23 protein-coding genes are annotated in these 26,984 nt (G+C 70.6%); 16 read left to right on the top strand and 7 right to left on the bottom strand.

Going from position 1 to position 26,984, the window contains the following annotated elements:
- Positions 1 to 123: 123 nt before the first annotated feature.
- Positions 124 to 1,191, top strand: coding sequence for a COX15/CtaA family protein (locus ACSVDD_RS16305; RefSeq protein WP_448190424.1), 1,068 nt, complete (start codon positions 124 to 126; stop codon positions 1,189 to 1,191).
- Positions 1,192 to 1,374: 183 nt separating this feature from the next.
- Here the strand turns inward: ACSVDD_RS16305 and ACSVDD_RS16300 are convergent, their stop codons facing one another.
- Together ACSVDD_RS16300 and ACSVDD_RS16295 are read right to left on the bottom strand one after the other, a co-directional pair.
- Positions 1,375 to 2,187 (bottom strand): endonuclease/exonuclease/phosphatase family protein, encoded by an 813-nt coding sequence (locus tag ACSVDD_RS16300; protein WP_448190423.1) that lies wholly within the window; start codon positions 2,185 to 2,187, stop codon positions 1,375 to 1,377.
- Positions 2,184 to 4,364: a VTT domain-containing protein gene (locus ACSVDD_RS16295; RefSeq protein ID WP_448190422.1), complete on the bottom strand. Its 2,181-nt coding sequence runs from the start codon at positions 4,362 to 4,364 to the stop codon at positions 2,184 to 2,186. Before ACSVDD_RS16295 ends, ACSVDD_RS16300 begins: the two co-directional genes overlap by 4 nt.
- Before the next feature lie 162 nt (positions 4,365 to 4,526).
- Here ACSVDD_RS16295 and ACSVDD_RS16290 point away from each other — a divergent pair, with 162 nt between their 5' ends.
- From ACSVDD_RS16290 to ACSVDD_RS16275, 4 genes are all read left to right on the top strand, one after another.
- Positions 4,527 to 5,255, top strand: a complete 729-nt coding sequence (locus ACSVDD_RS16290) for an ABC transporter permease subunit (RefSeq protein ID WP_448190421.1) — start codon at positions 4,527 to 4,529, stop codon at positions 5,253 to 5,255.
- Between the two features lie 3 nt (positions 5,256 to 5,258).
- A complete protein-coding gene (locus ACSVDD_RS16285) occupies positions 5,259 to 6,029 on the top strand; it encodes an ABC transporter permease subunit (RefSeq protein WP_448190420.1) in 771 nt (256 codons plus the stop codon).
- The gene (locus ACSVDD_RS16280; RefSeq protein ID WP_448190419.1) at positions 6,026 to 7,636 is read left to right on the top strand and encodes an ABC transporter ATP-binding protein; all 1,611 of its coding nucleotides are present in this window, start codon (positions 6,026 to 6,028) and stop codon (positions 7,634 to 7,636) included. The genes ACSVDD_RS16285 and ACSVDD_RS16280 overlap by 4 nt, the downstream gene beginning before the upstream one ends.
- Positions 7,637 to 7,765: 129 nt before the next feature.
- Positions 7,766 to 9,625, top strand: coding sequence for a PAS domain-containing sensor histidine kinase (locus tag ACSVDD_RS16275; RefSeq protein WP_448190418.1), 1,860 nt, complete (start codon positions 7,766 to 7,768; stop codon positions 9,623 to 9,625).
- Positions 9,626 to 9,732: 107 nt separating this feature from the next.
- On the opposite strand, the gene ahcY is transcribed toward ACSVDD_RS16275, so the two are convergent.
- Together ahcY and ACSVDD_RS16265 are read right to left on the bottom strand one after the other, a co-directional pair.
- Complete coding sequence (gene ahcY / locus ACSVDD_RS16270) at positions 9,733 to 11,031, bottom strand: adenosylhomocysteinase (protein ID WP_448190417.1); 1,299 nt, start codon at positions 11,029 to 11,031, stop codon at positions 9,733 to 9,735.
- A 103-nt stretch (positions 11,032 to 11,134) separates the two neighbouring features.
- Complete coding sequence (locus ACSVDD_RS16265) at positions 11,135 to 12,316, bottom strand: YbfB/YjiJ family MFS transporter (protein WP_448190416.1); 1,182 nt, start codon at positions 12,314 to 12,316, stop codon at positions 11,135 to 11,137.
- A gap of 235 nt (positions 12,317 to 12,551) precedes the next feature.
- Here ACSVDD_RS16265 and fdxA point away from each other — a divergent pair, with 235 nt between their 5' ends.
- The 4 genes from fdxA to ACSVDD_RS16245 all read left to right on the top strand — a co-directional run bounded on the left by fdxA (position 12,552) and on the right by ACSVDD_RS16245 (position 15,873).
- The gene (gene fdxA, locus ACSVDD_RS16260) at positions 12,552 to 12,893 is read left to right on the top strand and encodes a ferredoxin FdxA (protein ID WP_448190415.1); all 342 of its coding nucleotides are present in this window, start codon (positions 12,552 to 12,554) and stop codon (positions 12,891 to 12,893) included.
- 337 nt (positions 12,894 to 13,230) lie between these two features.
- Positions 13,231 to 13,731 (top strand): CarD family transcriptional regulator, encoded by a 501-nt coding sequence (locus ACSVDD_RS16255; protein ID WP_448190414.1) that lies wholly within the window; start codon positions 13,231 to 13,233, stop codon positions 13,729 to 13,731.
- A 128-nt stretch (positions 13,732 to 13,859) separates the two neighbouring features.
- Entirely contained in the window at positions 13,860 to 14,678 is an 819-nt protein-coding gene (locus ACSVDD_RS16250; protein ID WP_448190413.1) for a metallophosphoesterase family protein, read from the top strand.
- 307 nt (positions 14,679 to 14,985) lie between these two features.
- Complete coding sequence (locus tag ACSVDD_RS16245; protein WP_448190412.1) at positions 14,986 to 15,873, top strand: RNA polymerase factor sigma-32; 888 nt, start codon at positions 14,986 to 14,988, stop codon at positions 15,871 to 15,873.
- 146 nt (positions 15,874 to 16,019) lie between these two features.
- Here ACSVDD_RS16245 and ACSVDD_RS16240 read toward each other — a convergent pair whose 3' ends face one another.
- The 3 genes from ACSVDD_RS16240 to ACSVDD_RS16230 all read right to left on the bottom strand — a co-directional run bounded on the left by ACSVDD_RS16240 (position 16,020) and on the right by ACSVDD_RS16230 (position 19,859).
- Positions 16,020 to 16,466 (bottom strand): PRC-barrel domain-containing protein, encoded by a 447-nt coding sequence (locus ACSVDD_RS16240; protein WP_448190411.1) that lies wholly within the window; start codon positions 16,464 to 16,466, stop codon positions 16,020 to 16,022.
- A 76-nt stretch (positions 16,467 to 16,542) separates the two neighbouring features.
- The gene (locus ACSVDD_RS16235) at positions 16,543 to 18,414 is read right to left on the bottom strand and encodes an adenylate/guanylate cyclase domain-containing protein (RefSeq protein WP_448190410.1); all 1,872 of its coding nucleotides are present in this window, start codon (positions 18,412 to 18,414) and stop codon (positions 16,543 to 16,545) included.
- 74 nt (positions 18,415 to 18,488) lie between these two features.
- On the bottom strand, positions 18,489 to 19,859 hold the full coding sequence (locus ACSVDD_RS16230; protein WP_448190409.1) for a M48 family metalloprotease: 1,371 nt from the start codon (positions 19,857 to 19,859) through the stop codon (positions 18,489 to 18,491).
- A 126-nt stretch (positions 19,860 to 19,985) separates the two neighbouring features.
- Between ACSVDD_RS16230 and ACSVDD_RS16225 the strand changes: the two genes are divergently transcribed.
- The 7 genes from ACSVDD_RS16225 to ACSVDD_RS16195 all read left to right on the top strand — a co-directional run bounded on the left by ACSVDD_RS16225 (position 19,986) and on the right by ACSVDD_RS16195 (position 26,963).
- Positions 19,986 to 20,879, top strand: coding sequence for a thermonuclease family protein (locus ACSVDD_RS16225; protein ID WP_448190408.1), 894 nt, complete (start codon positions 19,986 to 19,988; stop codon positions 20,877 to 20,879).
- A 119-nt stretch (positions 20,880 to 20,998) separates the two neighbouring features.
- Positions 20,999 to 21,949: a prolyl aminopeptidase gene (gene pip / locus ACSVDD_RS16220; RefSeq protein ID WP_448190407.1), complete on the top strand. Its 951-nt coding sequence runs from the start codon at positions 20,999 to 21,001 to the stop codon at positions 21,947 to 21,949.
- Between the two features lie 136 nt (positions 21,950 to 22,085).
- Positions 22,086 to 22,286 (top strand): 50S ribosomal protein L35, encoded by a 201-nt coding sequence (gene rpmI / locus ACSVDD_RS16215; RefSeq protein ID WP_448190406.1) that lies wholly within the window; start codon positions 22,086 to 22,088, stop codon positions 22,284 to 22,286.
- 17 nt (positions 22,287 to 22,303) lie between these two features.
- Positions 22,304 to 22,672: a 50S ribosomal protein L20 gene (gene rplT / locus ACSVDD_RS16210; RefSeq protein ID WP_448190405.1), complete on the top strand. Its 369-nt coding sequence runs from the start codon at positions 22,304 to 22,306 to the stop codon at positions 22,670 to 22,672.
- 103 nt (positions 22,673 to 22,775) lie between these two features.
- A complete protein-coding gene (gene pheS, locus ACSVDD_RS16205; protein ID WP_448190404.1) occupies positions 22,776 to 23,843 on the top strand; it encodes a phenylalanine--tRNA ligase subunit alpha in 1,068 nt (355 codons plus the stop codon).
- 16 nt (positions 23,844 to 23,859) lie between these two features.
- Entirely contained in the window at positions 23,860 to 26,268 is a 2,409-nt protein-coding gene (gene pheT / locus ACSVDD_RS16200; protein WP_448190403.1) for a phenylalanine--tRNA ligase subunit beta, read from the top strand.
- A 305-nt stretch (positions 26,269 to 26,573) separates the two neighbouring features.
- Complete coding sequence (locus tag ACSVDD_RS16195) at positions 26,574 to 26,963, top strand: response regulator (protein ID WP_448190402.1); 390 nt, start codon at positions 26,574 to 26,576, stop codon at positions 26,961 to 26,963.
- Positions 26,964 to 26,984: the final 21 nt, after the last annotated feature.

The raw sequence follows: 26,984 nt of genomic DNA, 5'->3' as shown, positions 1-26,984 counted from the left end.
ACGTCCGCGCGTACATCCAAAACCGGCGGGCAAAACCGGCGGGCATGTCTGGAGGCATTTGACGCAGAGCGGACCGGCCCCCACATCTCCACGGCTGATGGACGCGACCGGGGGCCACGCTTCGTGACAAGTCTGACCGACATTGCCTCTGCGCGCACCGCGTTCACGCCGACGACGCGGCCCATCGCCGTCTGGCTGCTGGTCTGCGCCGGCATGGTCTTTGCCATGGCGGTGATCGGCGCCGTCACCCGGCTGACCGAATCCGGCCTGTCGATGGTCGAGTGGAAGCCGCTGATCGGTATTCTGCCACCCCTTTCGGAGGCGGAATGGTCCCGCGTGTTCGAGCTGTACCGCCAGACGCCGGAATTCCGCGTCTACAATTCCGGGATGGACCTTGCCGGGTTCAAGCAGATCTTCTTCTGGGAGTGGTTCCACCGCCTGTGGGGCCAGTTGATCGGCTTCGTCTTCCTATTGCCGTTCCTGTGGTTCGTGGCGCGGGGGCGGGTGCCGCGGGCTTTGGCGCCGCGGTTGTTCGGGCTGTTCCTGCTGGGCGGCCTGCAAGGCGTCATCGGCTGGTTCATGGTGATGAGCGGGCTGGTCGATCAGCCGCACGTCAGCCACTACCGGCTGGCGCTGCACCTCGGCACGGCGATCCTCATCTATGGCGCGCTGCTGCGGGTGGGTTTGGGCATCCTCGCCCCGGCGCCGCTGGCCGGCTGGCGGCCGGAGGCGACGGCGTTGCGCCGGCACGCGCGCTGGGCGCTGGGGCTGGTGGCGGTCACCATCGTCTGGGGAGCGTTCGTGGCCGGGATCCGGGCTGGTTTCGCCTACAACACGTTTCCGCTGATGGCCGGCCATTGGGTGCCGCCGGAGGTCTGGAACCTGTCGCCCTGGTGGCTCAACGCTTTCGAGAACACCGCCGCCGTGCAGTTCCTGCACCGCGTGCTGGCGCTGACCACCGGCGCGGTGGTGCTGGCGCTGGCGTGGCGGGTGTGGACGGCGGGGCTGCCGGGGCGCGCCGGGCGGGTGGCGGGGCTGCTGGGCGGGATGGTGGCCGTTCAGATCGGCCTGGGTGTGGCGACGCTGCTGACCGTGGTGGCGATTCCCGTGGCGGCGGCGCATCAAGGGGGGGCGCTGCTGGTGGTGGGGCTGCTGGTCTGGCTGCTGCACGAGCTGAAGCCGGTGCGCTGACCTGGGGAACAACTAAGTTCACACGGATTTTGGGGATTTGAACACGGATTACACGGATTTTTTTATTCGTGCGTAGCAACGGCCTTCGGGATGACCCGACGCGCCCCAAGCATAAAAAAAATCCGTGTAATCCGTGCCAAAATCCGTGAAATCCGTGTAAACCCTGTTGTCCCCAAGAAGCAGTTACGGCACCGCAACGACAGCCCGTACCGGCAAGTGATCCGACGCCCGCCGGGTGATCGGCGTGCGGATCACCTCGAAGGCCGGGACCTTCAGTCCGCCGCGTACGTAGATGCGGTCCAGGCGCAGGGTCGGCATCCTCGCGTGGAAGCTGCGCGGGCTTACCCAATCCTCGAACGACTCGGCCAAGCGGCGCAGGCGCGGCGAGGTCGGGGTCCACTCGTTCAGGTCGCCCATGAACAGCGACGGCAGGTCCGGCTGCTGGTCCAGCAGGGCCAGGATGCGGGCGATCTGGCTGGCGCGCTCCCACGGGTCGAGGCCGAGGTGGGCGGCGATGACGCGCATCGGGCGGCCCTCCACCTCGACCACCACGTCGATGCCGCCGCGCGGCTCGCGGTGCCGCACGCAGAGGTCGATGGGGTTGACCGAGCGCACCGGCAGCCGAGTCAGGATGGCGTTGCCGTAGTGCGCGCGGATCGAGTGCTTGGTGGGCGCGGCGTGCGCCGTCAGGCCGGTGGCCTTGGCGAGGTAGTCGAACTGGTCCAGCCCGACCTCGCCGCGGTGGTGCCAGCCCACTTCCTGCAAGCCGATCAGGTCGATGTCCAGGCTGCGGATCACCTCGGCGATGCGGTCGGGCGCAAAGCGGGCGTCGAGGCCGACGCAGCTGTGGATGTTCCAGGTGGCGATGCGCAGCGCCGTCATGCCCTCCGGCACCGGGTTGGCCCGGCTGTCGGGCGGGCGCAGATGCCGGCGCGCGCGCGCCGTCCGCAGGGCCGACGCGATGCGCCGAACCCGCTCGTCGGTGAATCGGATCACGACTCCCTGTCCCCCCAGTTTGCCTTGCCCAAAACCCGGTCCAACACCCGGCTGGCCACCCAGCTCAGCCCGGCCGCCACCGCCGCCAGCCCGGCCAGCAGCGCCACGTCGGCCCCCGTCGGATTCCGCAGCGTTTGCTCCAGCTGGTGGCCGAGCAGGCTGAACGCCAGGATTCCCGGTGCCATGCCGGCCACCGTACCGATGACGAAGTCGCGGAAGCTGATGCGCGACGCCCCCGCCACCAGATTGATTACGGTGAACGGGGCCACCGGGACAATACGGATCGTTGTGACAGCGACAATTCCGTTGCGCGCCAGCCCCGCGCTGGCCCGCGCCACCGCCGGCCCGCCGAAACGCTCGATGTGCCGGCGCCCCAGCCGGCGCCCGATCCAGAACAGCACGCAGGCCGATGCCAGCGCCCCGATCATCCCGGTTGCGAAACCTTCCGCCGGTCCCAGAACGATGGCGGTGGCGGCGACCAGAACGGTGACCGGGAACACCACCAGCCCGGCCAGCACATAGAGCGCCACCAGCAGCAACGGCCCCAGCGGCGCGTCGTGCAGCGCCTGCAGCCCGGCCATCACCGAGTCCAGCGTCGCCCAGACCTTCAGGTCGGTGACGCTCCACAGCGCGTACAGCCCGCCCAGCACCAGCGCCGCGGTCAGCATCGCCTGCACCGTGTGGTGGCGCGGGATCAGCGACGGCAGCATGCGCCCGACCAATTCGGTGGCCGGCACCGGCCGCTCGGGGTCGAGGACGCGGGCATCGGCTATGGAGGCGGCGATGGCGCCGGGGTCGGGGGTCTCCAGCACCTCCAGCGTGCGGCCCATGCCGCCGGGCTGGCGCAGGGATTCGATGGCGCCGATCAGCGAGCCGGTGCGTTCGACCTCGCGCGCCAGCACCCCCGGCGTGGTGCCGAGATGCTCGCACAGCAGATCGTCACGCACGGCGGCGATGGCGGCCCGCACTTCCCTGTCGCGCGGATCGCCGGGCAGCGCTTCGATGGCGAGGTCGCACTCGCTGTCCAGGCCCATGGAGCGGTTGTTGAGGTTGGCCGAGCCGATACGCAGGACCCGGTCGTCGATCACCATCACCTTGGCGTGCACGGTGATGTGGCCCTGGTCGGTCACCGGCGCGTACAGCCGGAAGCGGCCGAAGCGGTCGCACTCCTTCAACTGGCGGGCCAGCCGGTTGCGCGCGCCGGCCATCACCTGGTTCTCCAGCCAGCTGTTCGTGCGGATCGGGTTGATGACCACGATCTCCGGGCCGTCCGGGTCGCCCAGGCGCCGGCGCAGCGCCTCGGCCACGGCGTGCGCGGCGAAGTACTGGCTCTCCAGGTAGATGGTTCGTTTCGCATGGGCAATGGCGTCGATGTAGAGTGCCTCCACCTCGCGCGCTTCCTCCCGGCCGCCCCAGTCCGGGTCGGTGCGCGCCACCGCCACGGGGTGGTCGCGCAGCAGCACGGGCAATTCCGCCGGCCAGGGGTCGTAGCCGGGCGGAACGGGCTGCACCGACTGGCCGGTGACGCGTCGCCAGCGCTCGCGGAACAGGTCGCCCAGCGCGCGGGCGGCGTGGCCGTCCACCGCCATCATGATGTCGTGGAAGGGTTCATAGCGCTCGCCGTCCGGCTGGCGGCGGTGCGGTTCGTCGCGGCGGTGGGCGCGGGTGTCCCAGCGGTTGGCGGTCAGGTCGATGCCGCCGCAGAACGCCAACGCGTCGTCGACGATCAGCAGCTTCTGGTGATGGCAGGCCCCGGTGGGGTGGTCGCTGTCCAGCCGGTAGTCGAGGCGGGGGTGGGTGAACAGGCGGCGGATCGACAGCGGGTGCTGGCCGCGCTTGAGGTCGAACAATTCCGCGTAGTCCCATTTGAGCACGCGGATCTCCAGATGCGGGCGCGTCGTCGCCAACCAATTGAGAAAGTGACCGAGCCGGTCGGGTCGTTTCGGTTGCCGCTCGTGTGGGGTGAGGCGCACGCGCGGGTCGAGGTCCCAGGCGGTCAGCAGGATCGACCGCCGCGCCCGCCGCATGGCCGCCTTGGCGGCGGCGAAGTAGTTTTCCGCGTCGATGGCGACGCCGATCCGCCCGGCGCGCTCGACCCGCCAGCAGGTGCGGCCGGGGACGAAGAGGCTAGTGTGGCCGGCGGCGGGGAGCGTGGTGTCGGGCGACGGGAGGGGCATGCGGTGGGGGCTCGCTGTGGGACGGTCCGGTAGAGAACGAACACGCCAGCGGTGGTTTCCGCTCCCGCACCGGCGCGATTCCCATTGCCCACCGCCGCGCTTCGCAATTACGGTCGAATCGTGCGTCATGCCGTTTCACCCCCTTTCCCCCGGTTTCCCGCCATGCTGAGCTTCGCCCTGCGCCGTTTCGCCGGCACGCTGCCGGCGGTGCTGCTGCTGGCCGCCGCGGCGGCCTTCGCCACGCCGGACGGCGCCGGCGCGCTGGCCCGCGCGGCGGCCGGGCTGCCGGCGACGCTGGCGCTGGTCGGTGGCGCGCTGGCCGCCGGGCTGGTGGTCGGCGCGCCGCTGGGGCTGATCGCCGGGTATCGGCCGGGCTCGGCGGCCGGGCGGGTCGGGGCGTGGCTGGCGGGGATCGGCGCGGCATTGCCGGGATTCCTGGCGGCGGCGCTGGCGTTCGCCGTGCTGGGCGCCGACTCGCCCGCATCGCCGGCCGTTGCCGCGCTGGCGTTGGCGCTGCCGGTGCTGGCCGAGGCGACGCGTTTGGGATGCGGGGGCGCCGGGGCCGTGGCGGCGCAGGGGTTCGTGTTGACCGCGCGCGGGCGCGGCGTGCCGGCGCGGCGTGTTTTCCTGCGCCACGCGCTGCCGGCGGCGTTGACGCCCCTGGCCGGCGCGCTGGGATCGCTGGCCGCCGGGACGATTGCCGGGGCCGCGGCGGCGGAGACGCTGTTCGGCCTGCCGGGCACCGGGCGGATGCTGGTGGAGGCGGCGCGCGCCGGGGATGCCGGCGGGACCGCGGCGGCGGCGGCGCTGCTGGGCGGGCTGGCCCTGCTGCTGCGCGCCGGTGGTGCGGTGGTGCGCGGCGGCTTCGATCCGCGCACGCGGGTGGGCTGACGCATGCAGGACACTCGTTTCGATGTGGCAACGGAATCGCCCTGGCGCGTCGCCCGCCACCGCTTCGCCAACCATCGCGCGGCGACGCAGGGTTTGGCGCTGGTGATGGCGGTGGTGCTGGGCGATGCGCTGGCGCCGCAACTGCGCAGCACCCTCGGGGACGAGCCCATCGTGCGGGCGCTGCAAGCCGGGCACACCACGCTGGCCTTCGCCGTCGCCGCGGCGCTGGCCGGGGTGCTGGCCGGGGTGGTGTGGGGGTGGCTGGCCGCCGCGTTGGGCGGGCCGGTCGGGCGCGGGCTGGTGCGGCTGGCGGGCTGGCTGGCGGCGTTGCCGCTGGCGCTGCTGCCGGTGCTGGTGGCGGGGATGAGCGGCGGCGACCCGCTGCTGTTCGACCTGTCGGTCGCCGCGGCGCTGGTTCCCGGCGCGGCGCTGGCCGTTCATGGGGTGGCGCAGGCGGCCTCCCGGCACGCTTTCCTGGCCGCGGCGCAGGCCGCGGGGCTGGGGCGGCGGGAGATTTTCCGGCGCCACACGCTGCCCAACGCGCTGGGGCCGCTGCTCGCCGCGTTGTGGCCGGCGCTGCCGCGCGCGGTGGCGGTGCTGAGCCTGGGGGCGTTCCTGGGGTTGGGCGGAGCCGGCACCTGGGGGGCGCTGATCGGGGCGGCGACGGGGTGGGCGACGCTGCTGCCGCCGGCCATCCTGCTGGCGGCGACGCTGGCGGCGCTGCACGCCATCGGCGGCGGCATCGTCGCGGCGTTTCGGACGGACGCGCCATGACCGCGCCGCGGCTCCGCGCCGACGGGTTGACCGTGCGCTGCGGCGGCACGGTCATCGTGCTGAACGCCGACTTCACGGTGGAGCCCGGCGCGGTGCTGGCGATCACCGGGCCGGCGGGCGCCGGCAAGAGCCTGCTGCTGCGCGGCGCCGCCGGCCTGCTGCCGCCGGGCTATGTCGCCGATGGGGTGGTTGCGCGGCCGGAACGGGTGGCGCTGGTGCCGCAGGACGCCGCGCTCACCCCGCACCGCACGCTGGGCGCCCAGTTCGCCGAGGTGCTGGGCCGCGACGCTCCCGCGCGGGCCGTGACGGCGCTGGAGCGTATGGAAGTGCCGCAGGCGGCGCGGCGCCTCGGCCTGTACCCGCACCAGCTGTCCGAGGGGATGCGCGTGCGCGCCGCGCTGGCGCTGGCGCTGGCCGGCGATCCGCGGGTGCTGCTGGCGGACGCGCCGGCCGCCGGGCTCGACCCCACGGTGCGGGCGCGGCTGCTGTGGCTGCTGGCCGAGTGGGCGCGCGAGCGCGGGGCCGGGCTGGTGCTGGCCGGGCGCAGCGCGGTGGGACCGGCCGATCGCGTGCTGCATGTGGAGCATGGGCGTCTCGGCGCGCCGCGGGAAACGGTGGACGTGCCGGGCGCGGAACCTTCGGAGGGCGGGGCGCCGGTGCTGTCGGTGCGCGACCTGCGCGTCGCCTTTCCGCTGGGGCGGAACTGGCGCGGCGGCACGCGCTGGCTGAACGCGGTGGAGGGCGTCGGCTTCGAACTGGCGGAGGGCGAAACGGCGGCGCTGCTGGGCGAGACCGGCAGCGGCAAGGCGATGATCGCCCGCGCCATCGTGCGGCTGATCCCGGCGGCGGGCGGACGCGTGGCGTGGCACGGGCGCGACCTGCTGGCGCTCGACGAGCCGGCCATGCGGCACGAGCGCCGCGATGTGCAGGCGCTGTTCCCCGACCCGCGCGCCGCACTCGACCCGCAACTCAGCGTCGGCGGCCACATCGCCGAGGCGGCTGCCGCGCTGATTCCAGAAGAGGAGTCGGCGATGCGTCCGCTGCGCGTCGCCGACGCGCTGTCGCGCGCCGGGCTGCCGCTGTCGGTGGCCGACCTGTACCCGGCCGGGCTGACCGCCGGTGAGGCGGCGCGGGCCGGGCTGGCGCGGGCGCTGGTGTCGCACCCCGGTCTGCTGGTCTGCGACGAGCCCACCGCGACCCTCGACGCGGCGGACCGCGAACCGCTGGTCGAGCATCTGCTGCATCTGCAAGCCCAGCACCGCACGACGCTGGTGATCGCCACCGAGGATGCGGCGCTCGCCTTTCGCATGGCGCATCGGGTGCTGGTGCTGCTGTCCGGCCGAATCGTCGAGGAGGCGGACCCCGCCACCCTGGCCGCCGACGCGCGCCACCCCTACACGCAGGCCCTGCTCACCGCCGCGGCGGGGGGCAAGCCGGAGCTGCACGGCGAGCCGGCCTCGGCCCTGCGCCCGCCCGGCGGCTGCGTGCTGCGGCTGCGCTGCCCGCGGGCGCGGGACGCCTGCGCCGACAGCGACCCGGTGCTGGAGACCGTCCGCCCCGGCCACCGCGTCGCCTGCCATTATTGGGATGAGCCGGATATTGCTTGATGCGCTGCGGTGGACAATAGGTCGCACCCTCGGCCGTACCCTGCGGGCCGCATGCGGTCGCGCCCACATTCCAGGGGTGTCGGCGATGTGGTATCTAGGATGCCCGTTCCTTAACCAGCACGCGCGCCGATGAACCTTCTCCAGCTCGAAGACGCCGGCCTCGACGGGCTCGGTCTGCTCGAAGGATTGGCGACGCCCCTGGGGCTGGTCGCCACCGACGGCCGGGCGGTGTGGTTGAACGGGGCCGCCCGCGCGCTGCTCGACCTGCCGGCCGATGCCGGTGTGGCCGCGGTGCGCGCCGCGCTGCCGCCGGACGCGCTGGGCGCGCTGGCCGGGCCGGAGCGGCAGGTCGAAGCGCGGGTGACGCTGCGCCATGGCCGCGCCGCGCTCGACATCGACGCCCGGCTGTCGATGGCGTGCGGTGTGGGCGGTGGGCCGCTTGTCCTCGTCGAGGCGGTGCCCGACACGCCGGCCCGCCAGGAGGTGCTGCGGCTGACCGAGCAGATGGTGGCGCTGTCCTACGCCTATCCCGACATGCGGTTCGAGCTGCGGCGCGACGGCACCATCCTGGACTTCGCCGCCGCCAGCCCGGCCGAACTGAACGTGCCGGCGGAGCGCTTCCTCAACAGCCGGGTGCAGGACGTGCTGCCGGCCCCGGCCGGCGGGATGGTCGCCGACGCCATCGCCCGGCTGGACACCGGCGAGGCGGTGGCCGGGGTGGACTTCGTGCTGCCCGGTTCCGATGGCGGTTCGGGTGGCGAGCGCTGCTTCGTGGCGCGGCTGGTGGCGCTGGCGGACGGCGAGCGCATCCTGTGCAGCGTGCGCAACGTTACCGAACGCGCGCGGGCCGAACGGCAGGCGCGCCACGCGCACGAGTTGCTGGTGGACGCCATCGAGAGCATCTCCGACGGCTTCGTGCTGTACGATGCCGACGACCGGCTGGTGCTGTGCAACGCCAAGTACCGCGAGCTGTACGCGCTGAGCGCGGACGTGATCCGGCCGGGCGCCACCTTCGAGACGATCCTGCGCGAGGGCGCGCTGCGCGGCCAGTACGCGGTGCCTCCCGCCGAACTGGAGGACTGGCTGCGCGAGCGCATCGCCCGCCATCACGCGCCCGCCGGGCCGTTCCAGCAGCAGTTGGCGGACGGCCGCTGGCTGCGGGTGGAGGAGCGGCGCACGCGCGACGGCGGCACGGTCGGCCTGCGCACCGACGTCACCGACCTTAAGCTGCACGAGGCCGAACTGCGCGCCGCCCGCGACGCGGCGGATCTCGCCAACCGCAGCAAGTCCGACTACATCCACCATCTGAGCCACGAACTGCGCACGCCGCTCAACGCGGTGATGGGGTTCGCGCAGCTCATCGCCGATCAGTTGATGGGGCCGCTGGGCAACCCGCGCTACGGCGACCACGCGCGGCAGATCGCCTCGGCGGGCGAATACATGCTGGACATGATCAGCCGCCTGCTCGACCTCGCCAAGGTCGAGGCCGGGGGCATGGAGCTGCGCGAGGAGTCCTGCGACCTGGGCCTGCTGACCGACATGACCTTCGCCATGATGCAGGCGCCGGCTGACAAGCGCGGCGTGGCGCTGGTCGGCGAGGTGCCGGAGGATGTGCCGCCGGTTGCCGGCGATCTGTCGCTGATCCGCCAGATGCTGACCAATCTGGTGGGCAACGCGGTGAAGTTCTCGAAAGAGGGCGGCCGGGTGACGGTGCGCGCCGGGCGGCTGGACGACGGCGCCGTGGTGCTGAGCGTCGCCGACACCGGCATCGGCATGTCGGCGGAGCAACTGCCCCGCGCGCTGGACGCCTTCGGGCAGGTGCACGAGCGCGCGGTGTCGGCCGAGCGCGGCTCGGGGCTTGGGTTGCCGCTGACGCGGGCGCTCATCGAGCTGCACGGCGGGCGGTTCGACATCGAGAGCGCGCCGGGAGTGGGGACGACGGTGCGGCTGGTGTTTCCGGCGACGCGGGTGGGGGAGGTGGCCGCGTAACATTCACCGTCATGCCCGGGCTTGACGGTGAACAAGAAGGGCTTCGGGCAAAACAAAAGCCCCTCCCTTGCGGGAGGGGCTTTCGCCGTTCGGGAACCGGCGACCGCTTAGTAACGGTAGTGGTCCGGCTTGTACGGGCCGGCGGCGTTGACGCTGATGTAGGCGGCCTGCTTCTCGGTCAGCGTGGTCAGCTTGGCGCCGATCTTCTCGAGGTGCAGACGGGCTACCTTCTCATCCAGGTGCTTCGGCAGCACGTAGACCTTGCGCTCGTAGGCCGCGGTGTTGGTCCACAGCTCGATCTGCGCCAGCACCTGGTTGGTGAAGGACGCGCTCATCACGAAGCTCGGGTGGCCGGTGGCGCAGCCCAGGTTCACCAGACGGCCCTTGGCCAGCACGATCAGGCGCTTGCCGTCAGGGAACACCACCTCGTCGACCTGCGGCTTCACCTCGTCCCACACCAGATTCTTCAGCGAGTCGATCTGGATCTCGCTGTCGAAGTGGCCGATGTTGCAGACGATGGCGCGGTCCTTCATGGCGCGCATGTGGTCCAGCGTGATCACGTCCACGTTGCCGGTCGCCGTGACGAAGATGTCGCCCAGCGGCGCCGCCTCGTCCATGGTGATGACCTGATAGCCTTCCATGGCGGCTTGGAGCGCGTTGATCGGGTCGATCTCCGTCACCATCACGCGCGCACCCTGGCTGCGCAGGCTGGCGGCCGAGCCCTTGCCCACGTCGCCGTAGCCGGCCACGACCGCGACCTTGCCGGCCACCATCACGTCGGTGGCGCGCTTGATGCCGTCCACCAGCGACTCGCGGCAGCCGTAGAGGTTGTCGAACTTCGACTTGGTGACGCTGTCGTTGACGTTGATGGCGGGCACCTTCAGCGTGCCGGCCTTCACCATCTCATACAGACGGTGCACGCCGGTCGTCGTCTCCTCCGACAGGCCGCGCACGTCGTCCAGCATCGCCGGGTACTTGTCGTGCATGATCTGCGTGACGTCGCCGCCGTCGTCGAGGATCAGGTTGGGAGTCCAACCGTCCGGGCCACGCAGGGTCTGCTCGATGCACCACCAGAACTCCTCCTCCGTCTCGCCCTTCCAGGCGAAGACCGGGATGCCGGCGGCGGCGATGGCGGCGGCGGCGTGGTCCTGGGTCGAGAAGATGTTGCACGAGGACCAGCGCACGGTGGCGCCCAGCGCGGTCAGCGTCTCGATCAGCACGGCGGTCTGGATCGTCATGTGCAGGCAGCCGACGATGCGCGCACCCTTGAGCGGCTTGGTGTCGCCGTACTCGCTGCGCAGCGCCATCAGACCGGGCATCTCGGTCTCGGCGATCGTGATCTCCTTGCGGCCCCACTCGGCGAGGCCGATGTCCTTGACCTTGTAGTCCGTGAAGCTGGCGGCCATCGCTAAGTCTCCTGGCAAAAATCGGGATAGGGAGGCACTGCACCCTCCCTTATGACCGATCCTCTACCAGCCGCCCCGGCCGCATGCAAGCATAAAGATATCTTTATGTTTGCGACCTTTGGGTTTGGCGGTTGGGCTCTCCGGCGGCGGTGCGGGCCAGCGCGGCGCCGAGCGCCAGACACACCGCGCCCAGCGCCACCACGCCCGCGGCGCCGATCAGCGCGGCGGCGAAGCTGCCGGTGCGTTCGACGGCGATGCCGGCCGGCAGCGGGCCGAGGATCTGGCCCAGGCCATAGGCGGCGGTGAGCGCTCCCACCACCTTGGCCGAGGCGCCGCTCGACAGTTGCCGGCCCAACGTGAAGGCCAGCGTGACGATGCCGACGAAGGTGCCGCCGAACAGCGCCGCCGAGGCGAAGCCGCCCACCGCCCCCAAGCCGGCCAGCGGCAGCACGATGCCGACCGCCTGCACGGCGTGGGCGAGGATCAGCGCCCGCCAGCCGCCAAGCCGGCGGCCCACCGCCGACCACAGCAGGGCCGAGGGGATGGCGGCCAGGCCGGCGACCATCCACGCCGCCTCGCCGATGGCGGCGGTGTCCGGCGCGCGCTTCAGCAGGGCGACCAGGAAGGTGCCGGTGATGATATAGCCCGCGCCCTCCAGGAAATACGCGGCGGTGAGCAGCAGCAGCGGCGCCGACAGCCCGCCGGCCGCGGCGGTGGCCTTGGCGGCGTGCTGCGGGGCGTGGTCGCTGACCCACAGCCAGACCGGCACCGCCAACGCGACGCACAGCGCGCCCAGCGCCAGCCAGTCGCCGTCCCAGCCCAGCCGGCCGCCGAACAGCGCCACGAACAGGCCGGAGCCGGCGATGCCCGTGCCGACGCCCATGTACATCCAGCCGGCGCGGGACTCGGCCCCGGCGCGCACCAGGGTATCCAGCACCATGGCGATGCCCAGGATGAACAGCCCGGCGCTGGCGAGGCCGGAGAAGAAGCGCAGCACCGACCACGCCACGAAGTCGGTGGTCAGCCCCATGGCGGCGGTGGTGCCGACGCTGACCACCAGCGCCAGACGGAAGGTCCAGGTGCGCACCGCGCCGTGCGGCACCCAGCCGGCGCCCGCCGCGCCCAGGAAATAGCCGAGGTAGTTGAGCGAGGCCAGCAGCCCGGCGCCGTCGCCGCCCAGCCCGGTCGCCGCCTGCATGGCCGGCAGGATCGGCGCGTAGGCGAAGCGGCCGATGCCCATCGCCACCACAAGCGTCAGCAGTCCGCCGACCAGCACCCGTGTCATGAAATCCGCCTCCCGTGTTGGCGGTCAGCATTGCGCGGTGGGCGAACCATCGCCAATGAAATGTTCCGATGGCTCCCATCTCCCGCGGCGAACGCGGGCAGGCTTGCCCATAGCGTCGGCAGGGTTGCAGGCGCGGATTCGGCGTGCTAGGCAACGCGCCAATGACGCTGTGTCGCGACTCGGGAACCTGCCGCGCGAACGGCGACGGAACAGGCGGGATCACGGAGTATCAAGCATGCCCTACGTCGTTACCGAAGCCTGCATCAAGTGCAAGTACACGGACTGCGTCGAGGTCTGCCCCGTGGATTGCTTCTACGAGGGCGAGAACATGCTCGTCATCCACCCGGATGAGTGCATCGACTGCGGCGTGTGCGAGCCGGAGTGCCCGGCCGAGGCCATCATCCCCGACACCGACAACGCCGCCGACAAGTGGATGGAGCTGAACCGCGAGTACGCGGGCAAGTGGCCCAACCTGACGCGCAAGAAGGACGCTCCGGCCGACGCCGACGCCAACAAGGGCGTGGACGGCAAGTTCGAGAAGTTCTTCAACCCGGCTCCCGGCTCGGGGAACGGCTGAGTCCGGGGGTAATCCTCGATTCGCGCCCGTACAGCCGTACGGGCGATTTATGCTGCTGTGCAAAAACAGAGGGTCAGCCATCCGTGGGCGGCGGAAAGAATCCGACTGCCTTTCGGTGTGTAACCTTTGTAACGCGGCCGTAACTTTGGTACACTCCGCGCCTGGAAGCCGGCCCCCGCGCCATTGCCGGTGCTCCCGAAGACAAAGAGGCTCAACGCCTCCATCGCAGCCGTGGCGGAGTCCATTCCCCCGGTGAGATGGCGGCTGTAGAGCCTTTTTCGCCCCGTTCCACCGGGGCGGCAAAATGGCATGGTCGCGAGAGTGAGAGCCAACCAAGATGTCGAACAAGCTTGAGTTCGAGGCGGGTGACTTTGTTGTCTACCCGGCCCATGGCGTCGGTCGTGTCGAGGGTATCGAAACCCACGTCATAGCGGGCCAAGAGATTCAGCTTTACGCGATCACCTTCGAAAAAGAGCGCATGACGCTCAAGGTGCCGGTCACCAAGGCCAAGAATTCGGGCCTGCGCCGGCTGTCCACGAAGGACCGCATCAAGGTGGCTCTGGAGACCCTGCAGGGCCGCTCGCGCATCCGCCGCACTATGTGGAGCCGCCGCGCCCAGGAATACGAAGCGAAGATCAACTCCGGCGACCCGGTGTCGATCGCCGAGGTGGTGCGCGACCTGTATCGCGGCGCCGACCAGTCCGACCAGTCCTACAGCGAGCGCCAGATCTATCAGGCCGCGCTGGAGCGTCTGGCCCGCGAGCTGGCCGCCGTCGAGAAGATCGACGAGCTGAAGGCCACCGAGCGCCTGGAGCAGGTCCTGAAGAAGGCCGCCTGATCAGGTGCTTTCCAGGGACACGAACGACAAGAGGGTGGCTTCGGCCACCCTTTTTCGTTTCCGCCCTTTTTCGCTTCCGCGGCCCTTTGCCGCTTCCTTTGCAGGGCGTGCGCTGCTTACATGCAGCCATGGCTGAAACGCACAAGTTCGCCGATCTGGGACGCCCGCGCCGCATCTGGGCGATCGGATCGGTGCACGCTCAACTCGACCGCCTGCACGTCATCCACGAGGCGGTCGGTTCCCGCTTCCGCCCCGGCGACCGGCTCGTCTATCTGGGCAACCTCGTGGGCTGGGGGGCGCCGGTGCTGGAGACGGTGGACGCGCTGCTGGCGTTTCGCCGGGCGCTGCTGTCCATCCCCGGCATGTACCCCACCGACATCATCTATCTGCGCGGCAGCCAGGAGGAGATGTGGCAGAAGCTGCTGCAACTCCAGTTGGCGCCCAACCCGCGCGAGGTGCTGGACTGGATGATGCGCCAAGGGGTGGCGGCGACGCTGGCGGCCTATGGCGGCTCGCCCGAGCAAGGCATCGCCGCGGCGCGCGGCGGGGCGGTGGCGCTCGGCCGCTGGACCGCGGCGCTGCGGGCGGCCATGCAGGCGCGGCCGGGGCATGAGACGCTGTTCCACGTGGTGCGCCGCGCCGCCTACACCGGCACCCCGGACGCGCCGGAGCCGGGCGGCGTGCTGTTCGTCAACGCCGGCGTCGATCCGTCGCGGCGGTTCGGCGCGCAGGGCGACAGCTTCTGGTGGGCGGGTGGCGGATTCGCCCGGCTGGACCGGCCCTATGGCGGTTTCAACCGAGTGGTGCGCGGCTTCGACCCGGCGCGCCAAGGCGTGCAGGTGACGGACTTCACCGCGACTCTGGACGCCGGCTGTGGATCCGGCGGGCCGCTGGTGTGCGGCGTGTTCTCCGGCACCGGCGAGACGCTGGAGATGTTCCAGGCCTGATCCCGTCTACTCATTCGTGGGCCGCAGGGCTGCCATGTCGGGCGGCTTGCCCGAGCAATGAAATGGCCTAGCTTGTTGGTCGGACATCCCAATTCCACCTCTCCGACCGGCTGAGCGCCGGGCGCAGGCGGTCGTCCTCCTTTTTCGTCACGCACCTGTGATCCGACCCGCCCGTTCTCTTCGTATACATAACGTAACAGGGCGGGTACCCGGCTGTTGTCCAAGGCGTCGGGCCCCTGAAAACGGAGCGGCAACGACATCAATTCCCCAAAGAGGGAGCCGCCGAGACGGAGGGAAGGGATACGGGATGGCGTACATCGACGATCCGGAGACTCAAAAGGCCAACCTCAGTTTCATCAAGGCCTCGATGCGTGAGCCGCTGCTCACGCGCGACCACGAGTTCGACCTCGCCCGCCGCTGGCGCGAGCAGGGCAACGAACGGGCGCTGCACGAGCTGGTCCGTGCCTACACCCGGCTGGTGGTCGCTACCGCCGCCCGCTTCCGCAACTACGGTCTGCCCATGGGCGATCTGGTGCAGGAAGGCAACGTCGGCCTGATGCAGGCGGCCAGCCGCTTCGAGCCGGATCGCGAGGTGCGGTTTTCCACGTACGCCGCGTGGTGGATCCGCTCGGCCATGCAGGACTACATCCTGCGCAACTGGTCGATCGTGCGCACCGGCACGACCGCTGCGCAGAAGTCGCTGTTCTTCAACCTGCGCCGGCTGCGCGCCCGCATCGAGAACGCCAGCGCCGGCAGCGGCCTGACCCGCGAGGGCCGCGAGTGGATCGCCAACGAACTCCAGGTCGACGTGACCGAAGTGGAGTCCATGGAGATGCGCCTGTCGGCCAGCGACCAGTCGCTGAACGCGCCGGTGGCCGATGGTTCCGATGACGACTGGCAGGACTTCCTGGCCGACCAGCGGCCGAGCCCGGAAGAGGTGGTCATCGGCATGCGCGACTCGCGCACACGCTCGGACTGGCTGGCCGAGGCGCTGGGCGAGCTGTCCCCGCGCGAGCGGACGATCATCCAGGAACGCCGCCTGCGCGAGGAGGGGGCGACCCTGGAGGAACTGGGGCGTGAGCTGGGCGTCAGCAAGGAGCGCGTGCGGCAACTGGAGCACCGGGCGCTGCTGAAGCTGCGCCAGTCGATGCTGAAGCGCGTGGAAGGCTATGAGGATTTGTTGGTCGAGGCTTGATTAACCCTCTCCCCCCCTGGGGAGAGGGTGGCCCGGAGGGCCGGGTGAGGGGGGGCGCGGGGGACGTGGAATGTCCGCAATGCGGGCCCCCCTCACCCTCCCGCTTCGCGGATCCCTCCCTCTCCCCAGAGGGGAGAGGGTTTTTATTACCGCCCGGCCGGGTCCGTCGCGCGGTACCAGTTCGTCGGCTCGGTCCCCACCGTGCGGCTCCCCAATGCCACCGCGCCCTCCTCGTAGCCGGCGTCCGGGCGGCTGGCGACCTGTTCGGGCGACAGGTCGCCGTTCAGAACGACGGCGTTCTGCGGCGCCGAGAAGCGCCCTTCGTTCACGCCCACCGCCACGTGCCGGGGGGTCATGGTCATCGGTGCGCCGATGCCGACGATGACCTGTTCCGGCCGCCCATCCATGCCCACGATCACGTCGTCGATCTGGCCGATCTCGCGGCCGGTGGAGGACAACACCTCGCGCCCCTGCAACTCCAGCGGCGTCAACGCCGTGACCGGCTGCGGCCTCATCACCTCGAAGCTGTTGCTGCACGCGCCCAGCAGCACCAGAGCGATGAGGGCGAGCAGGGTGGGCAGGGGACGGTGCATGGCGGTCCTCGGGGATGAACGTCTCCAAGGTTGGTGATCTAGGGCCGCGCGTTCGGCGCGCCATACCCAACAGAGGTTACCCCAGCGCGGACTCCTCCACCGGCAGCGCCAGCCGCCAGATCTCCGTGGCGCCGCTGCGGCCGCGCAGCGGGTAAGCGCCGACGCTCTCCAGGGGGGCTGCGTCGTCGCCGGCCTGCGCCGTGGCGGCGCTGGCCAGCACGGTCACCTCGGCGTCGCCTTGCAGGCTGGACGCCAGTTCCTCGATGCGCGCCGCCACGTTCACCGTGTCGCCGACGATGGTGTAGTTGATGCGGTTGGCCGAGCCGATGTTGCCCACCACCACCGGGCCGGAATGCAGGCCGACGCGCACGCGGATCGGCGCCAGACCGCGCTCGGCGCGCTCGGCGTTGTCGGCGTGGATGGTCCGGGCGATGGCGTGCGCGGCGCGCAACGCGCAGGCGGCGTGGTCGGCCTGCTCGTCCGGGGCGCCCCAGAACGCCATGATGGCGTCGCCGATGAACTTGTCCACCGTGCCGCCCTCGGCCTCGATGCAGGCGGCGACCCTGGTGAAGTGGTCGTTCAGCAGCGCCGCCGTCTCAGCCGCCCCTAGATGCTCGGCAAGGCGGGAGAAGCCGCGGATGTCGGTGAACATCACCGTCACCGCGCGCTCCTCGGAATTCAGCCCGGCGGCGGTCATGCCGCGGCGGTGCATGAGGCGCAGCACCAGCGCCTTGGGCACGTAGGTCTCGAACCATTGCAGGCCGGCGACCATGGCGTTGAAGGCACTCGACGCGCGGCTCAGCTCCTGAAGGCGCGAGTCGGGCAGGTCCCCGATGTCGCGGAAATCGAAGGAGCGGACGCGGTCGGCGGCCTCGGCTAGCCGGGCGACCTGCCGGCTGATGCGCCGGCCGACCAGCAGCGCCACGGCCACCGACACCAGAAGGATGCCCAGACCGGCGAAGCCGGTGGTGTACAGGCGCGTCACCTCCGTCCCCATCTGCGCGGCGGGGACGGTGATGCCGACGGTCCACTCCTGCCGGCCGTAGCCGGTCATCTTGCGCATGAGGAACAGCATGTCCTCGCCGCCGACGCGCACCATGCGGGCCTCGGTGCGCTTCTTCAGGCTCTCGGCGGGCTGGCCGCGGGTGCGCAGCGCCGACAGCGCCGGGTCCTGCACCTGATCGACGCGCGGCAGCGGCGGGCCGCCGGCATCGCTGGAGAAGTCGAACTTCAGAACCGCCAGCGACGGGTGCGCCAGCACGTGGTCGTCGTCGTAGAGGACGAAGGCGTTGACGCCCTGCTCGACGTAGAGGTTCGACAGGAAGCGCGACAGATCGCCCAGCGACACGCCGACCGCCACCTGCCCGACGTACTTGCCGTCCCGGCGCACGGGGTGGAACAGCGAGACGAAGCTGGTGCGCGCCTCCTTCGACCACAGGGGCTCGGCCCACTGCGGCGTGCTGCGGTCGGCGCCGTTGAACACCTCGGCCGGGACGTCGGTGGCGCCGCGCAGGTCGAGGTCGTGCACCTTCAAAAGGCCGTCCAGCCGGCCCACCCGCACGCCGGTCAGGTCGGGGGCGATGAAGGCCACGCCGGTCACGTCCGGCGCGCTGCCGAGCGCACCGCGCAACGTGTCTTCGAGGCGGCGGGTGTCGGCGGGGTTCAGCTCGTTGCGCTCGATCAGCTTGGCGACGAACTTTGCCATGTCGGCGGCGGGGTCGAGCTGGTGGCGCACCCGCACCTCGACGCCGGCAAGCGCGAGGTCGGCCTTGTCGCTGAGCAGCGCGAAGGTGTTCCGCCCGGCGCTGACCAGCCCGAGGATCAGCACGCTCGCCACCGCCGCCAGCATCAGCGAGCCGAAGCCGGCCACCAGCACCGCCGCGATGGGCAGGCGGAAACGGCGCGTCCGGGGGCTGGGTGCCGGCGGGGGTGGGGCGGGGTCGGCCATGATGGCGGGGAAGGTATCCGCGCAATCGACGGGGGGCAACGGCGCAGAAGCCCTCTCCCCGCTGGGGAGAGGGATCAGTCCCCGATCACCTTGACCACCGGCCGCGCCTGCACCGGTGTGCCCGGCGGGATGTCGTTGATGATGCGGAACAGCTCCTCGGCGTGCGGCTCGTTGGCCATGCGGGCGACGAACTGCTCGACGCTGTCGCCGGGGCGCACCGGCAGCGTGCGGACGCGCTCCGGCCGGTAGCTGGCCGCCTCGCGCTGCGACAGGCGGTGGAAGCTCATGGTCGTCTGCTCGAACGCCGGGTCGTAGCGGCGCAAGGTGCCGGGCGGCGCCAGGAAGGTGAAGCGGTAGATGGTCTCGCCGCCGCCGGACACCGCCACCAGCCGCGCGTCCACCTGACCCTGCTCGGTCTCCGCCTGAGCGGTGGCGGTGGCGGCGGGCAGGCCGTTGATGTTCAGGCGCTGCACCCCCTGCGTCCGGGCGCCCTGGAGCGCCTGGGCCAGGAAGTCGGCCGGATCGCGCACACCCGGCGCCGCCCCGCCGTCGAACACCATGATCGCCCCGCCCGGCCCCTTGGCCGCCACCTGATCGGCGCCGTTCAGCAGGCTGAAGCCCTCCGGCACGCTGAAGCCGATGCCGAGCTTCGGGTGCACGAAGCTGTTGCCGCGCACGAAGCCGTTCTCCGGGCTGTCGCCCCAGATGGCGCCGTTCATCGCGGCCATGTACGGCTCGACCGGCCGGGCGCCGCCGCGCGGCATCCGGCGGGCGAGATCGGCGGCGTGCTGGACGCGGTCCTCGGTCTGCGGGTGGCTGGCCAGCATGTCGAAGCCCTCGCTGTGCTTCTTGCCGCTTTTCAGCGACTCGTACTGGCTGTAGCGGTTCATCGTCTCCAGAAAGGTCGCCATGGCGAACGGGTCGTAGCCAGCGGCCTGGAGCAGCTCGACGCCGACCTCGTCGGCCTCGGTCTCCTGCCCGCGCGAGTAGCTGGCGATGTAGAGGTTGGAGCCGAGGCCCAGCACCTGCGCGATCTCCGGGCTGCCGAGCACGGCGCCGACGCCGGCCGCCAGCAGCTCGGCGATGGTCGAGCGGTTCATCCGCGACGAGGAATGGTGGCGGATCACGTGCCCCATCTCGTGCGCCATCACGCCGGCCACCTCCGCCTCGTCCTTGGCGAGCGCCAGCAGGCCGCGCGTCACGTTCACATAGCCGCCCGGCAGCGCGAAGGCGTTGACCACGTCGCTGTCCAGCACCGTGTAGGTCCACTGCACCTTCTCCCGCGTCACCGAGGCGAGGCGGCGGCCGACGGACTGGATGAACGCCTGCACCTTGGGGTCGCGGTACTCGCCGCCGTACTGAGCGATGAGCTTGGGCAGCTCCTGGGCGCCCAGCGCGTCCTCGCGCGATTGCGCGGGGGCCGGGCCGGTTCCGATGAAAAGCAAGAGCGCGGCCAGGAGGCCGAGGATTGGCCCACGGATTCGATTGCGGCGGGACGGCATGGGCGGCATACCCTGAATGGAGACACTCCAATGACGGTGAACCGCGGGGCGCCGCGGAATGTTCCGCCCATGCTTGGCCGCCTCTCCTTGTTGCTGGCAGCGCTGTTTCTGCTGACCGCCGCCTCGCCGACCGACCGGCTGGCGGCGGGTGCGCGCGGGCGCGTGGCGGCGGTGGTGGACGGTGACACGCTGGATCTGGACGATGGCCGGCGCGTCCGGCTGGCCGGCATCGAGGCGGCCAAGCCGCCTGCGGGGCGCGCGGGGGAGCGGCGCTGGCCGCTGGCCGAAGCCGCCACCGCGGCGCTGAAGGAATTGGCGCTCGGCCGCACGGTCGAGCTGCGCGGTGCGGGGGGCGAGGACCGGTACGGCCGGCTGCTGGCGCAGGCGGTGCGCGAGGATGGGCTGTGGCTCCAGGGCGAACTGCTGCGCCGAGGCCATGCCCGCGTGCTGACCCGGCCCGACGCCCGCGACTTGGCGCCGGAGATGCTGGCCGCCGAGGCGGAGTCCCGCGCCGCCAGGCGCGGCGTCTGGCGCACGCGGGTCTACGCGGTGCGGGCTGCCGACGATCTGGAGCAGCTGAAACGCGACCGCGACAGCATCCAGGTGGTCGAGGGGCGGGTGCTGAAGGCGTCCAAGGTGAAGGCGCAGATGTTCCTGAACTTCGGCGAGGACTGGCGCACGGACTTCTCCGTCCACATCGGCCGCGACGCGCAGAAGCTGTTCGCCGGCGCCGGGGTGAAGCCGCTGGCGCTGGAAGGCAAGGTCGTTCGCGTGCGGGGGTGGATCACCCAGCGCAACGGCCCGCTGATCGAGGCGACGCACCCCGAACAGATCGAAGTGGTCGGGGAAGCCGGCGCGGCCCCGCCGAGCCCCGCTCCGCGCAAGGACCGGGCGAAACCGGTTCCCTCCCAGGAGGTGGGGCAAGGGGAAGACGGGCAGAATGCCCCGGAGGAGAACGACTGATGATCGCACGCTGGCTGGCGGCCTTGCCTGCGGGAGGCGACGGTGTCGCTTTTCCAAACGTCTTGGCGGCGCGGGCGTGCTCGCCCTACACTCCGCTGGCCCGATGACAGGACGCCCTCATGCCGCGCAGCGAGCTTTTCCCGCCCATCGACCCCTTTGCCTTCGGCATGCTGCCGGTGGACGATCTGCACACGATCTATTGGGAGCAGTGCGGCAACCCGCGGGGCGTGCCGGTGGTGTTCCTGCACGGCGGGCCGGGGGCGGGCGCGTCGCCGACCCACCGGCGCTTCTTCGACCCGCACCATTACCGCATCATCATCTTCGACCAGCGCGGCGCCGGGCGCTCGACGCCCCTGGGCGAGGTGCGGCGCAACGACACCGACTTGCTGATCGGGGATCTGGAGGCGCTGCGGCGCCATCTGGCCGTCGAGCGCTGGCACCTGTTCGGCGGTTCCTGGGGCTCGACGCTGGCGCTGGCCTACGCCCAGGCGCACCCGCAGCGCTGTCTCGGCATGATGCTGCGCGGCATCTTCCTGATGCGCAAGGCGGAGATCGACTGGTTCCTCTACCAGATGCGGGTGATCTTCCCCGAGGCGTGGCTGTCCTTCGTCAGCCACATCCCGCTGGCCGAGCGCGGCGACCTGCTGGAAGCCTATTGGAGGCGCCTGGATTCCCCGGAGCCGGCGGTGCGCATGGCCGCGGCGCGGGCGTGGAGCATCTATGAGGGGGCGTGCTCGTCGCTGCTGCCGTCGCCGGAGCTGATAGCGGCGAGCGGCGAGGACAACCACGCGCTGGGGCTGGCGCGCATCGAGGCGCACTATTTCCGCGCCAACCGCTACACCCCGGAGGACCGGCTGCTGCGCGACCTGCCGCGCATCCGCCATCTGCCGGCGGTGATCGTGCAGGGCCGCTACGACATCGTCTGCCCGATCACCACGGCCGACGAGCTGCACCGCGCATGGCCCGAGGCCGACTACCGCATCGTCGCCGACGCCGGGCATTCGGCCATGGAGCCGGGCATCCGCGCGGCGCTGGTGCAGGCGACGGAACGGTTCAAGGATCTGCGGTAGGCACCCCTTTCACTTGCCCTTGCACTGGGGTGCGGTGCCGCGTATAACGCGCCCTCCACATGGCGGCGAGGCCGGGCTGTGCGCCCGGGGCATGCCCAACCGCCATCCGTTCGAACCCTTTACCCAAGGATCGAAAATGCCCAAGCTGAAGACCAAGAGCGGCGCCAAGAAGCGCTTCAAGGTGACCGCCACCGGTAAGGTGCGCGCCCAGGCCGCCTACAAGCGCCACTGCCTGTCGGCCAAGAGCCCGAAGATGAAGCGCAAGGCGCGCGGCATGATGACGCTGGCCGACCAGAACGGTCGGACCGTGTTGAAGAACTGGCTGCGCAACGCCTGATCGGAAGGACCTGACTTATGGCTCGTGTTAAGCGCGGCGTCACGACGCACGCCCGTCACCGCAAGATCCTCAAGCTCGCCAAGGGCTATCGGGGTCGCAATTCCAAGAATTTCCGCATCGCGATCGAGAAGGTCGAAAAGGCGCTTCAATACGCCTATCGCGACCGCCGCAATAAGAAGCGCGCGTTCCGCGGCCTGTGGATCCAGCGCATCAACGCCGGTGTCCGCCAGTACGGCCTGACCTACTCGCGCTTCATCAACGGCATCAAGCTCGCCGGCATCGAGATGGACCGCAAGGTCATGTCCGATCTGGCGGCGCGCGAGCCGGAAGCCTTCAAGGTCCTGGTCGACCAGGCCCAGGCCGCTCTCACCGCGAAGGCCGCCTGATCCGCGTTCCGCGGGTCACTGCGCCTGACAGACCAAGGGGAGCCGCGCCGTAGGGCCGGCTCCCCTTTTTTCTTCATTCAGGGTACTCCCAGACGGGGTTGTCATGCCGGACGCGCTGAAGAACGAACTGCTGCAACTCGTCGCCGACGCGCCCGACCTCGCCGCGCTGGAAGAGGTGCGGGTCGCAGCACTCGGCAAGAAGGGCCGCGTCACCGGCCTGATGAAGGAGCTGGGTGGCCTGTCGCCGGACGAGCGGCGCGAGCGCGGCGCCGCGCTCAACGTGCTGAAGGACGAGATCGCCGCCGCCATCGAGGCGCGCAAGGCCGACCTCGCCGCGCTGCACCTGAAGGCCAAGCTGGAAGCCGAGCGCATCGACGTGACGCTGCCGGTGCGCCCGGAGACCGAGGGCCGCATCCACCCGATCACCCAGACCATCGATGAAATCGTCGCCATCTTCGCCGAGATGGGCTTCACGGTCGCCGACGGCCCGGACGTCGAGGACGACTTCCACAATTTCACGGCGCTGAACTTCCCGCCCGGCCACCCGGCGCGCGACATGCACGACACCTTCTATCTGCCCGATGCGGGCGACAAGAAGATGCTGCTGCGCACGCACACCTCGCCGGTGCAGGTGCGCACCATGCTGTCGAAGAAGCCGCCGATCCGCGTCATCATCCCCGGCCGCACCTTCCGCTCCGACTACGACATGACCCACACGCCGATGTTCCATCAGGTGGAGGGGCTGGTCATCGACGAAGCGACCAACATGGGGCACCTGAAGGGCTGCCTGATCGACTTCTGCCGCGCCTTCTTCGACGTGGACGACCTGCCGCTGCGCTTCCGCCCGAGCTTCTTCCCGTTCACTGAGCCCTCGGCCGAGGTGGACATCGGCTGCTCGCGCAAGGGTGGCGAGCTGAAGCTCGGCAACTTCGGCGACTGGCTGGAGATCCTCGGCTGCGGCATGGTGCACCCGAACGTGCTGGAGGCCTGCGGCGTCGACTCGACGCGCTACCAGGGCTTCGCCTTCGGCATGGGCATTGAGCGCATCGCCATGCTGAAGTACGGCATCCCCGACCTGCGCACCTTCTTCGAGGCCGATTTGCGGTGGCTGAAGCACTACGGCTTCGTGCCGCTCGACGTGCCGTCGCTCGCCCAAGGCCTGACCCGCTGATCCCAGGAGCCGGACCATGAAATTCACGCTGTCCTGGCTGAAGGACCACCTCGACACCGACGCCTCGCTCGACCGGATCGTCGAGGCGCTGACCAGCCTCGGCCTTGAGGTCGAGGGCGTTCATGACCGCTCCAAGGAGCTGGCGGCCTTCCGCATCGCCCACGTCGTCTCCGCCGAGAAGCACCCGGACGCCGACAAGCTGCGCGTGCTGGTCGTCGACACCGGCACGGAGAAGCTCCAGGTCGTCTGCGGCGCGCCCAACGCGCGCGCCGGCCTGAAGGGCGTCTTCGCCACCGAGGGGACCTACATCCCCGGCTCCGACATCACGCTCAAGAAGGGCAAGATCCGCGGCGTCGAGTCCATGGGCATGATGTGCTCGGAGCGCGAGCTGAAGCTCTCCGACGAGCACAACGGCATCATCGACCTGCCGGAGGACGCGCCGGTCGGTGCCTCGTTCGCCGAGTACGCCGGCCTCAACGATCCCGTGATCGACATCAGCCTGACCCCCGACCGCGCCGACTGCGCCGGCGTGCGCGGCATCGCCCGCGATCTCGCCGCCGCCGGTCTGGGCACGCTGAAGCCGCTGGCCGAGGGCCGGCTGAACGCCGCGCCGGTCAAGGGCGCGTTCAAGAGCCCGCTGGACGTGCAAATCGAGCGACCGGACGCCTGCCCGCTGTTCGTCGGCCGGTACATCCGCGGCGTGAAGAACGGTCCGAGCCCGAAGTGGCTTCAGGACAAGCTGACGGCCATCGGCCTGCGGCCGATCTCGGTGCTGGTGGACATCACCAACTACATGACCTTCGACGCGGCGCGCCCGCTGCACGTCTTCGACGCCGACAAGGTCAAGGGTGGCGTCCTCGTCCGTATGGGCCGCCCCGGCGAGACGCTGAAGGCGCTGAACGGCAAGGAGTACACGCTGGACGGCGAGATGACCGTCGTCGCCGACCACGAGCGGGCCGAGGCGCTGGCCGGCATCGTCGGCGGCGAGGAGACCGGCTGCACCGAGTCCACCGTCAACGTCTTCCTGGAAGCCGCGTGGTTCGACCCGACGCGCACCGCACACACCGGCCGCCGCCTCGGGATCGACAGCGACGCGCGCTATCGCTTCGAGCGCGGCGTCGATCCGGCCGCCGTGGTGACGGGCGCCGAGCGCGCCACCCGCCTGATCCTCGACCTGTGCGGCGGCGAGGCATCGGAGCTGGTGATCGCCGGTTCCGAGCCGGAGTGGCGCCGCACCATCCCGCTGCGCCATGGCCGCGTGCTCGGCCTCGGCGGCGTCGATGTGCCGGCGGCCGAGCAGCACCGCATTCTGGAGGCGCTGGGCTTCCGTGCGGTGGAGCAGGGGGCCGACCGTACCGTCTATGAAGTGCCGTCCTGGCGCGCCGACGTGCACGGCGAGGCCGATCTGGTGGAAGAGGTGCTGCGCGTCCACGGCTACGACGCCATCCCGGCGACGCCGATGGAGCGCGACGGCACGGTGCCGAAGCCGGCGCTCAACCCCGGCCAGCGCCGCGCCGTCACCGCCAAGCGGGCGCTCGCGTCGCGCGGCCTGTTCGAGGCGGTGACGTGGTCGTTCATGTCGTCCGAGGTGGCCGGGCTGTTCGGCGCGAACGATCCGGGGCTGCGGCTGGTCAACCCGATCAGTTCGGATCTGGACGTCATGCGCCCGTCGATCCTGCCCAACCTGATCCAGGCCGCCGGGCGCAACGCCGACCGTGGCTTCGCCGACGTCGGCCTGTTCGAGGTCGGCCCGGCCTATCGCGACCCGACGCCCAAGGGGCAGGATCTGGTGGCCGCCGGCGTGCGCGCCGGCAACGCCGTGCCGCGCCACTGGGCCGAAAAGAGCCGTCCGGTGGACGCCTTCGACGCCAAGGCCGACGCGCTGGCCGTGCTGGAGGCTGCCGGTGCGCCGACCGCCAACGCGCAGGTCACCACCGACGCGCCGGGCTGGTACCACCCCGGCCGCTCCGGCGTGCTGCGCCTGGGGCCGACGGTGCTGGCGCGCTTCGGCGAGCTGCACCCGGCGGTGCTCGACACGCTGAAGGTCAAGGGCCCGGTGGTCGGCTTCGAGGTGTTTCTCGACGCCGTGCCGCAGCCCAAGAAGAAGGGCGGGACGGCCAAGCCGCTGCTCCAGCTCGCGTCGTTCCAGCCGCTGGAGCGCGACTTCGCTTTCGTGGTGGATGCCGCGGTCGAGGCCGACAAGATCGTCCGCGCCGCCAAGGGGGCCGAGAAGGCGCTGATCAAGGATGTCGGTGTGTTCGACGTTTACCAGGGCGCCGGCGTGGGCGAGGGCAAGAAGTCAGTGGCGGTCGCCGTCACGCTCCAGCCCACCGACCGCACGCTGACCGAGGAGGACATCGAGGCCATCGGCCAGAAAATCGTCGCCGCGGTCATCAAGGCGACCGGCGGGGCGTTGCGCGCCTGATCCGAGCCCGGACGCTGGCCCTGCGGGGGCAGCGTCCGGGCACGGTGATTCTCCCGAGATTGGTTTGCATTGCAGCATATGCAGTTTTGCCGAGTTGAGACGTTGCGGTTCCTCGGCTAAAGCGGAGGCAAGACATTGGCTTGCGCCGCCTTGGGCTTGCAAAAGAATTTGCGGCGAATTTTGAGATTACTTAACATAGGCCCAATCGTTTCATTATACCACCTCTTGGCGAGGTTATGGACGTATCGGGCAATCAGCGGCCGCGACGTTTGTGGTCTGGTAACGGTACCTGGGATGGGAATGGCATGACCTCATCGGATGCACAGAGCCGGCTGATCGTGGTTGTCGACGACGACCCGTCGATCGTCGAAGGCTTGGCGATGGTCCTGGAAGGCTGGGACTATGAGGTGCTGACCGCGCTGACGGTGGACGACCTCGCACGGCGGCTGTCGGGTTTGTCCGCCCAGCCCGGTCTGGTGCTCGCCGACCACTTCCTGCCGGCCAACCGCACCGGCGCCGACGCGGTGGAACTGGTGCGCGCCCAGTGCGGCCGGCCGGTGCCCGCCATCATCCTCACCGGCGACACCACGCCCGAGCGTCAGGCCGAAGCCGCGGCGGCGGGCTATCGCCTGCTGCACAAGCCCGTGCAGGTGCTGGCGCTGCGTGCGGCGGTGGACGAACTGTTCCAGAGCTGAGCGCCGTCCGGCGTTCGGTTC

It is taken from the genome of Azospirillum terrae (genome assembly GCF_053470425.1).
The sequence above is the reverse complement of the archived record's forward strand: the minus strand, read 5'-3'. Positions and strand labels throughout refer to the sequence as shown.

What these genes read in the sequence shown, in the direction of transcription:
- ACSVDD_RS16280 (WP_448190419.1), top strand. Translation starts at nt 6,026, where the DNA reads ATGACCGCGCCGCGGCTCCGCGCCGACGGGTTGACCGTGCGCTGCGGC.
- rpmI (WP_448190406.1), top strand. Translation starts at nt 22,086, where the DNA reads ATGCCCAAGCTGAAGACCAAGAGCGGCGCCAAGAAGCGCTTCAAGGTG.
- ACSVDD_RS16225 (WP_448190408.1), top strand. Translation starts at nt 19,986, where the DNA reads ATGCTTGGCCGCCTCTCCTTGTTGCTGGCAGCGCTGTTTCTGCTGACC.
- ACSVDD_RS16290 (WP_448190421.1), top strand. Translation starts at nt 4,527, where the DNA reads ATGCTGAGCTTCGCCCTGCGCCGTTTCGCCGGCACGCTGCCGGCGGTG.
- pip (WP_448190407.1), top strand. Translation starts at nt 20,999, where the DNA reads ATGCCGCGCAGCGAGCTTTTCCCGCCCATCGACCCCTTTGCCTTCGGC.
- ACSVDD_RS16265 (WP_448190416.1), bottom strand. Translation starts at nt 12,316, where the DNA reads ATGACACGGGTGCTGGTCGGCGGACTGCTGACGCTTGTGGTGGCGATG.
- ACSVDD_RS16285 (WP_448190420.1), top strand. Translation starts at nt 5,259, where the DNA reads ATGCAGGACACTCGTTTCGATGTGGCAACGGAATCGCCCTGGCGCGTC.
- ACSVDD_RS16235 (WP_448190410.1), bottom strand. Translation starts at nt 18,414, where the DNA reads ATGGCCGACCCCGCCCCACCCCCGCCGGCACCCAGCCCCCGGACGCGC.
- ACSVDD_RS16295 (WP_448190422.1), bottom strand. Translation starts at nt 4,364, where the DNA reads ATGCCCCTCCCGTCGCCCGACACCACGCTCCCCGCCGCCGGCCACACT.
- ACSVDD_RS16255 (WP_448190414.1), top strand. Translation starts at nt 13,231, where the DNA reads ATGTCGAACAAGCTTGAGTTCGAGGCGGGTGACTTTGTTGTCTACCCG.
- ACSVDD_RS16195 (WP_448190402.1), top strand. Translation starts at nt 26,574, where the DNA reads ATGACCTCATCGGATGCACAGAGCCGGCTGATCGTGGTTGTCGACGAC.
- pheS (WP_448190404.1), top strand. Translation starts at nt 22,776, where the DNA reads ATGCCGGACGCGCTGAAGAACGAACTGCTGCAACTCGTCGCCGACGCG.
- ACSVDD_RS16240 (WP_448190411.1), bottom strand. Translation starts at nt 16,466, where the DNA reads ATGCACCGTCCCCTGCCCACCCTGCTCGCCCTCATCGCTCTGGTGCTG.
- ACSVDD_RS16250 (WP_448190413.1), top strand. Translation starts at nt 13,860, where the DNA reads ATGGCTGAAACGCACAAGTTCGCCGATCTGGGACGCCCGCGCCGCATC.
- ACSVDD_RS16245 (WP_448190412.1), top strand. Translation starts at nt 14,986, where the DNA reads ATGGCGTACATCGACGATCCGGAGACTCAAAAGGCCAACCTCAGTTTC.
- fdxA (WP_448190415.1), top strand. Translation starts at nt 12,552, where the DNA reads ATGCCCTACGTCGTTACCGAAGCCTGCATCAAGTGCAAGTACACGGAC.
- ACSVDD_RS16275 (WP_448190418.1), top strand. Translation starts at nt 7,766, where the DNA reads ATGAACCTTCTCCAGCTCGAAGACGCCGGCCTCGACGGGCTCGGTCTG.
- ahcY (WP_448190417.1), bottom strand. Translation starts at nt 11,031, where the DNA reads ATGGCCGCCAGCTTCACGGACTACAAGGTCAAGGACATCGGCCTCGCC.
- rplT (WP_448190405.1), top strand. Translation starts at nt 22,304, where the DNA reads ATGGCTCGTGTTAAGCGCGGCGTCACGACGCACGCCCGTCACCGCAAG.
- pheT (WP_448190403.1), top strand. Translation starts at nt 23,860, where the DNA reads ATGAAATTCACGCTGTCCTGGCTGAAGGACCACCTCGACACCGACGCC.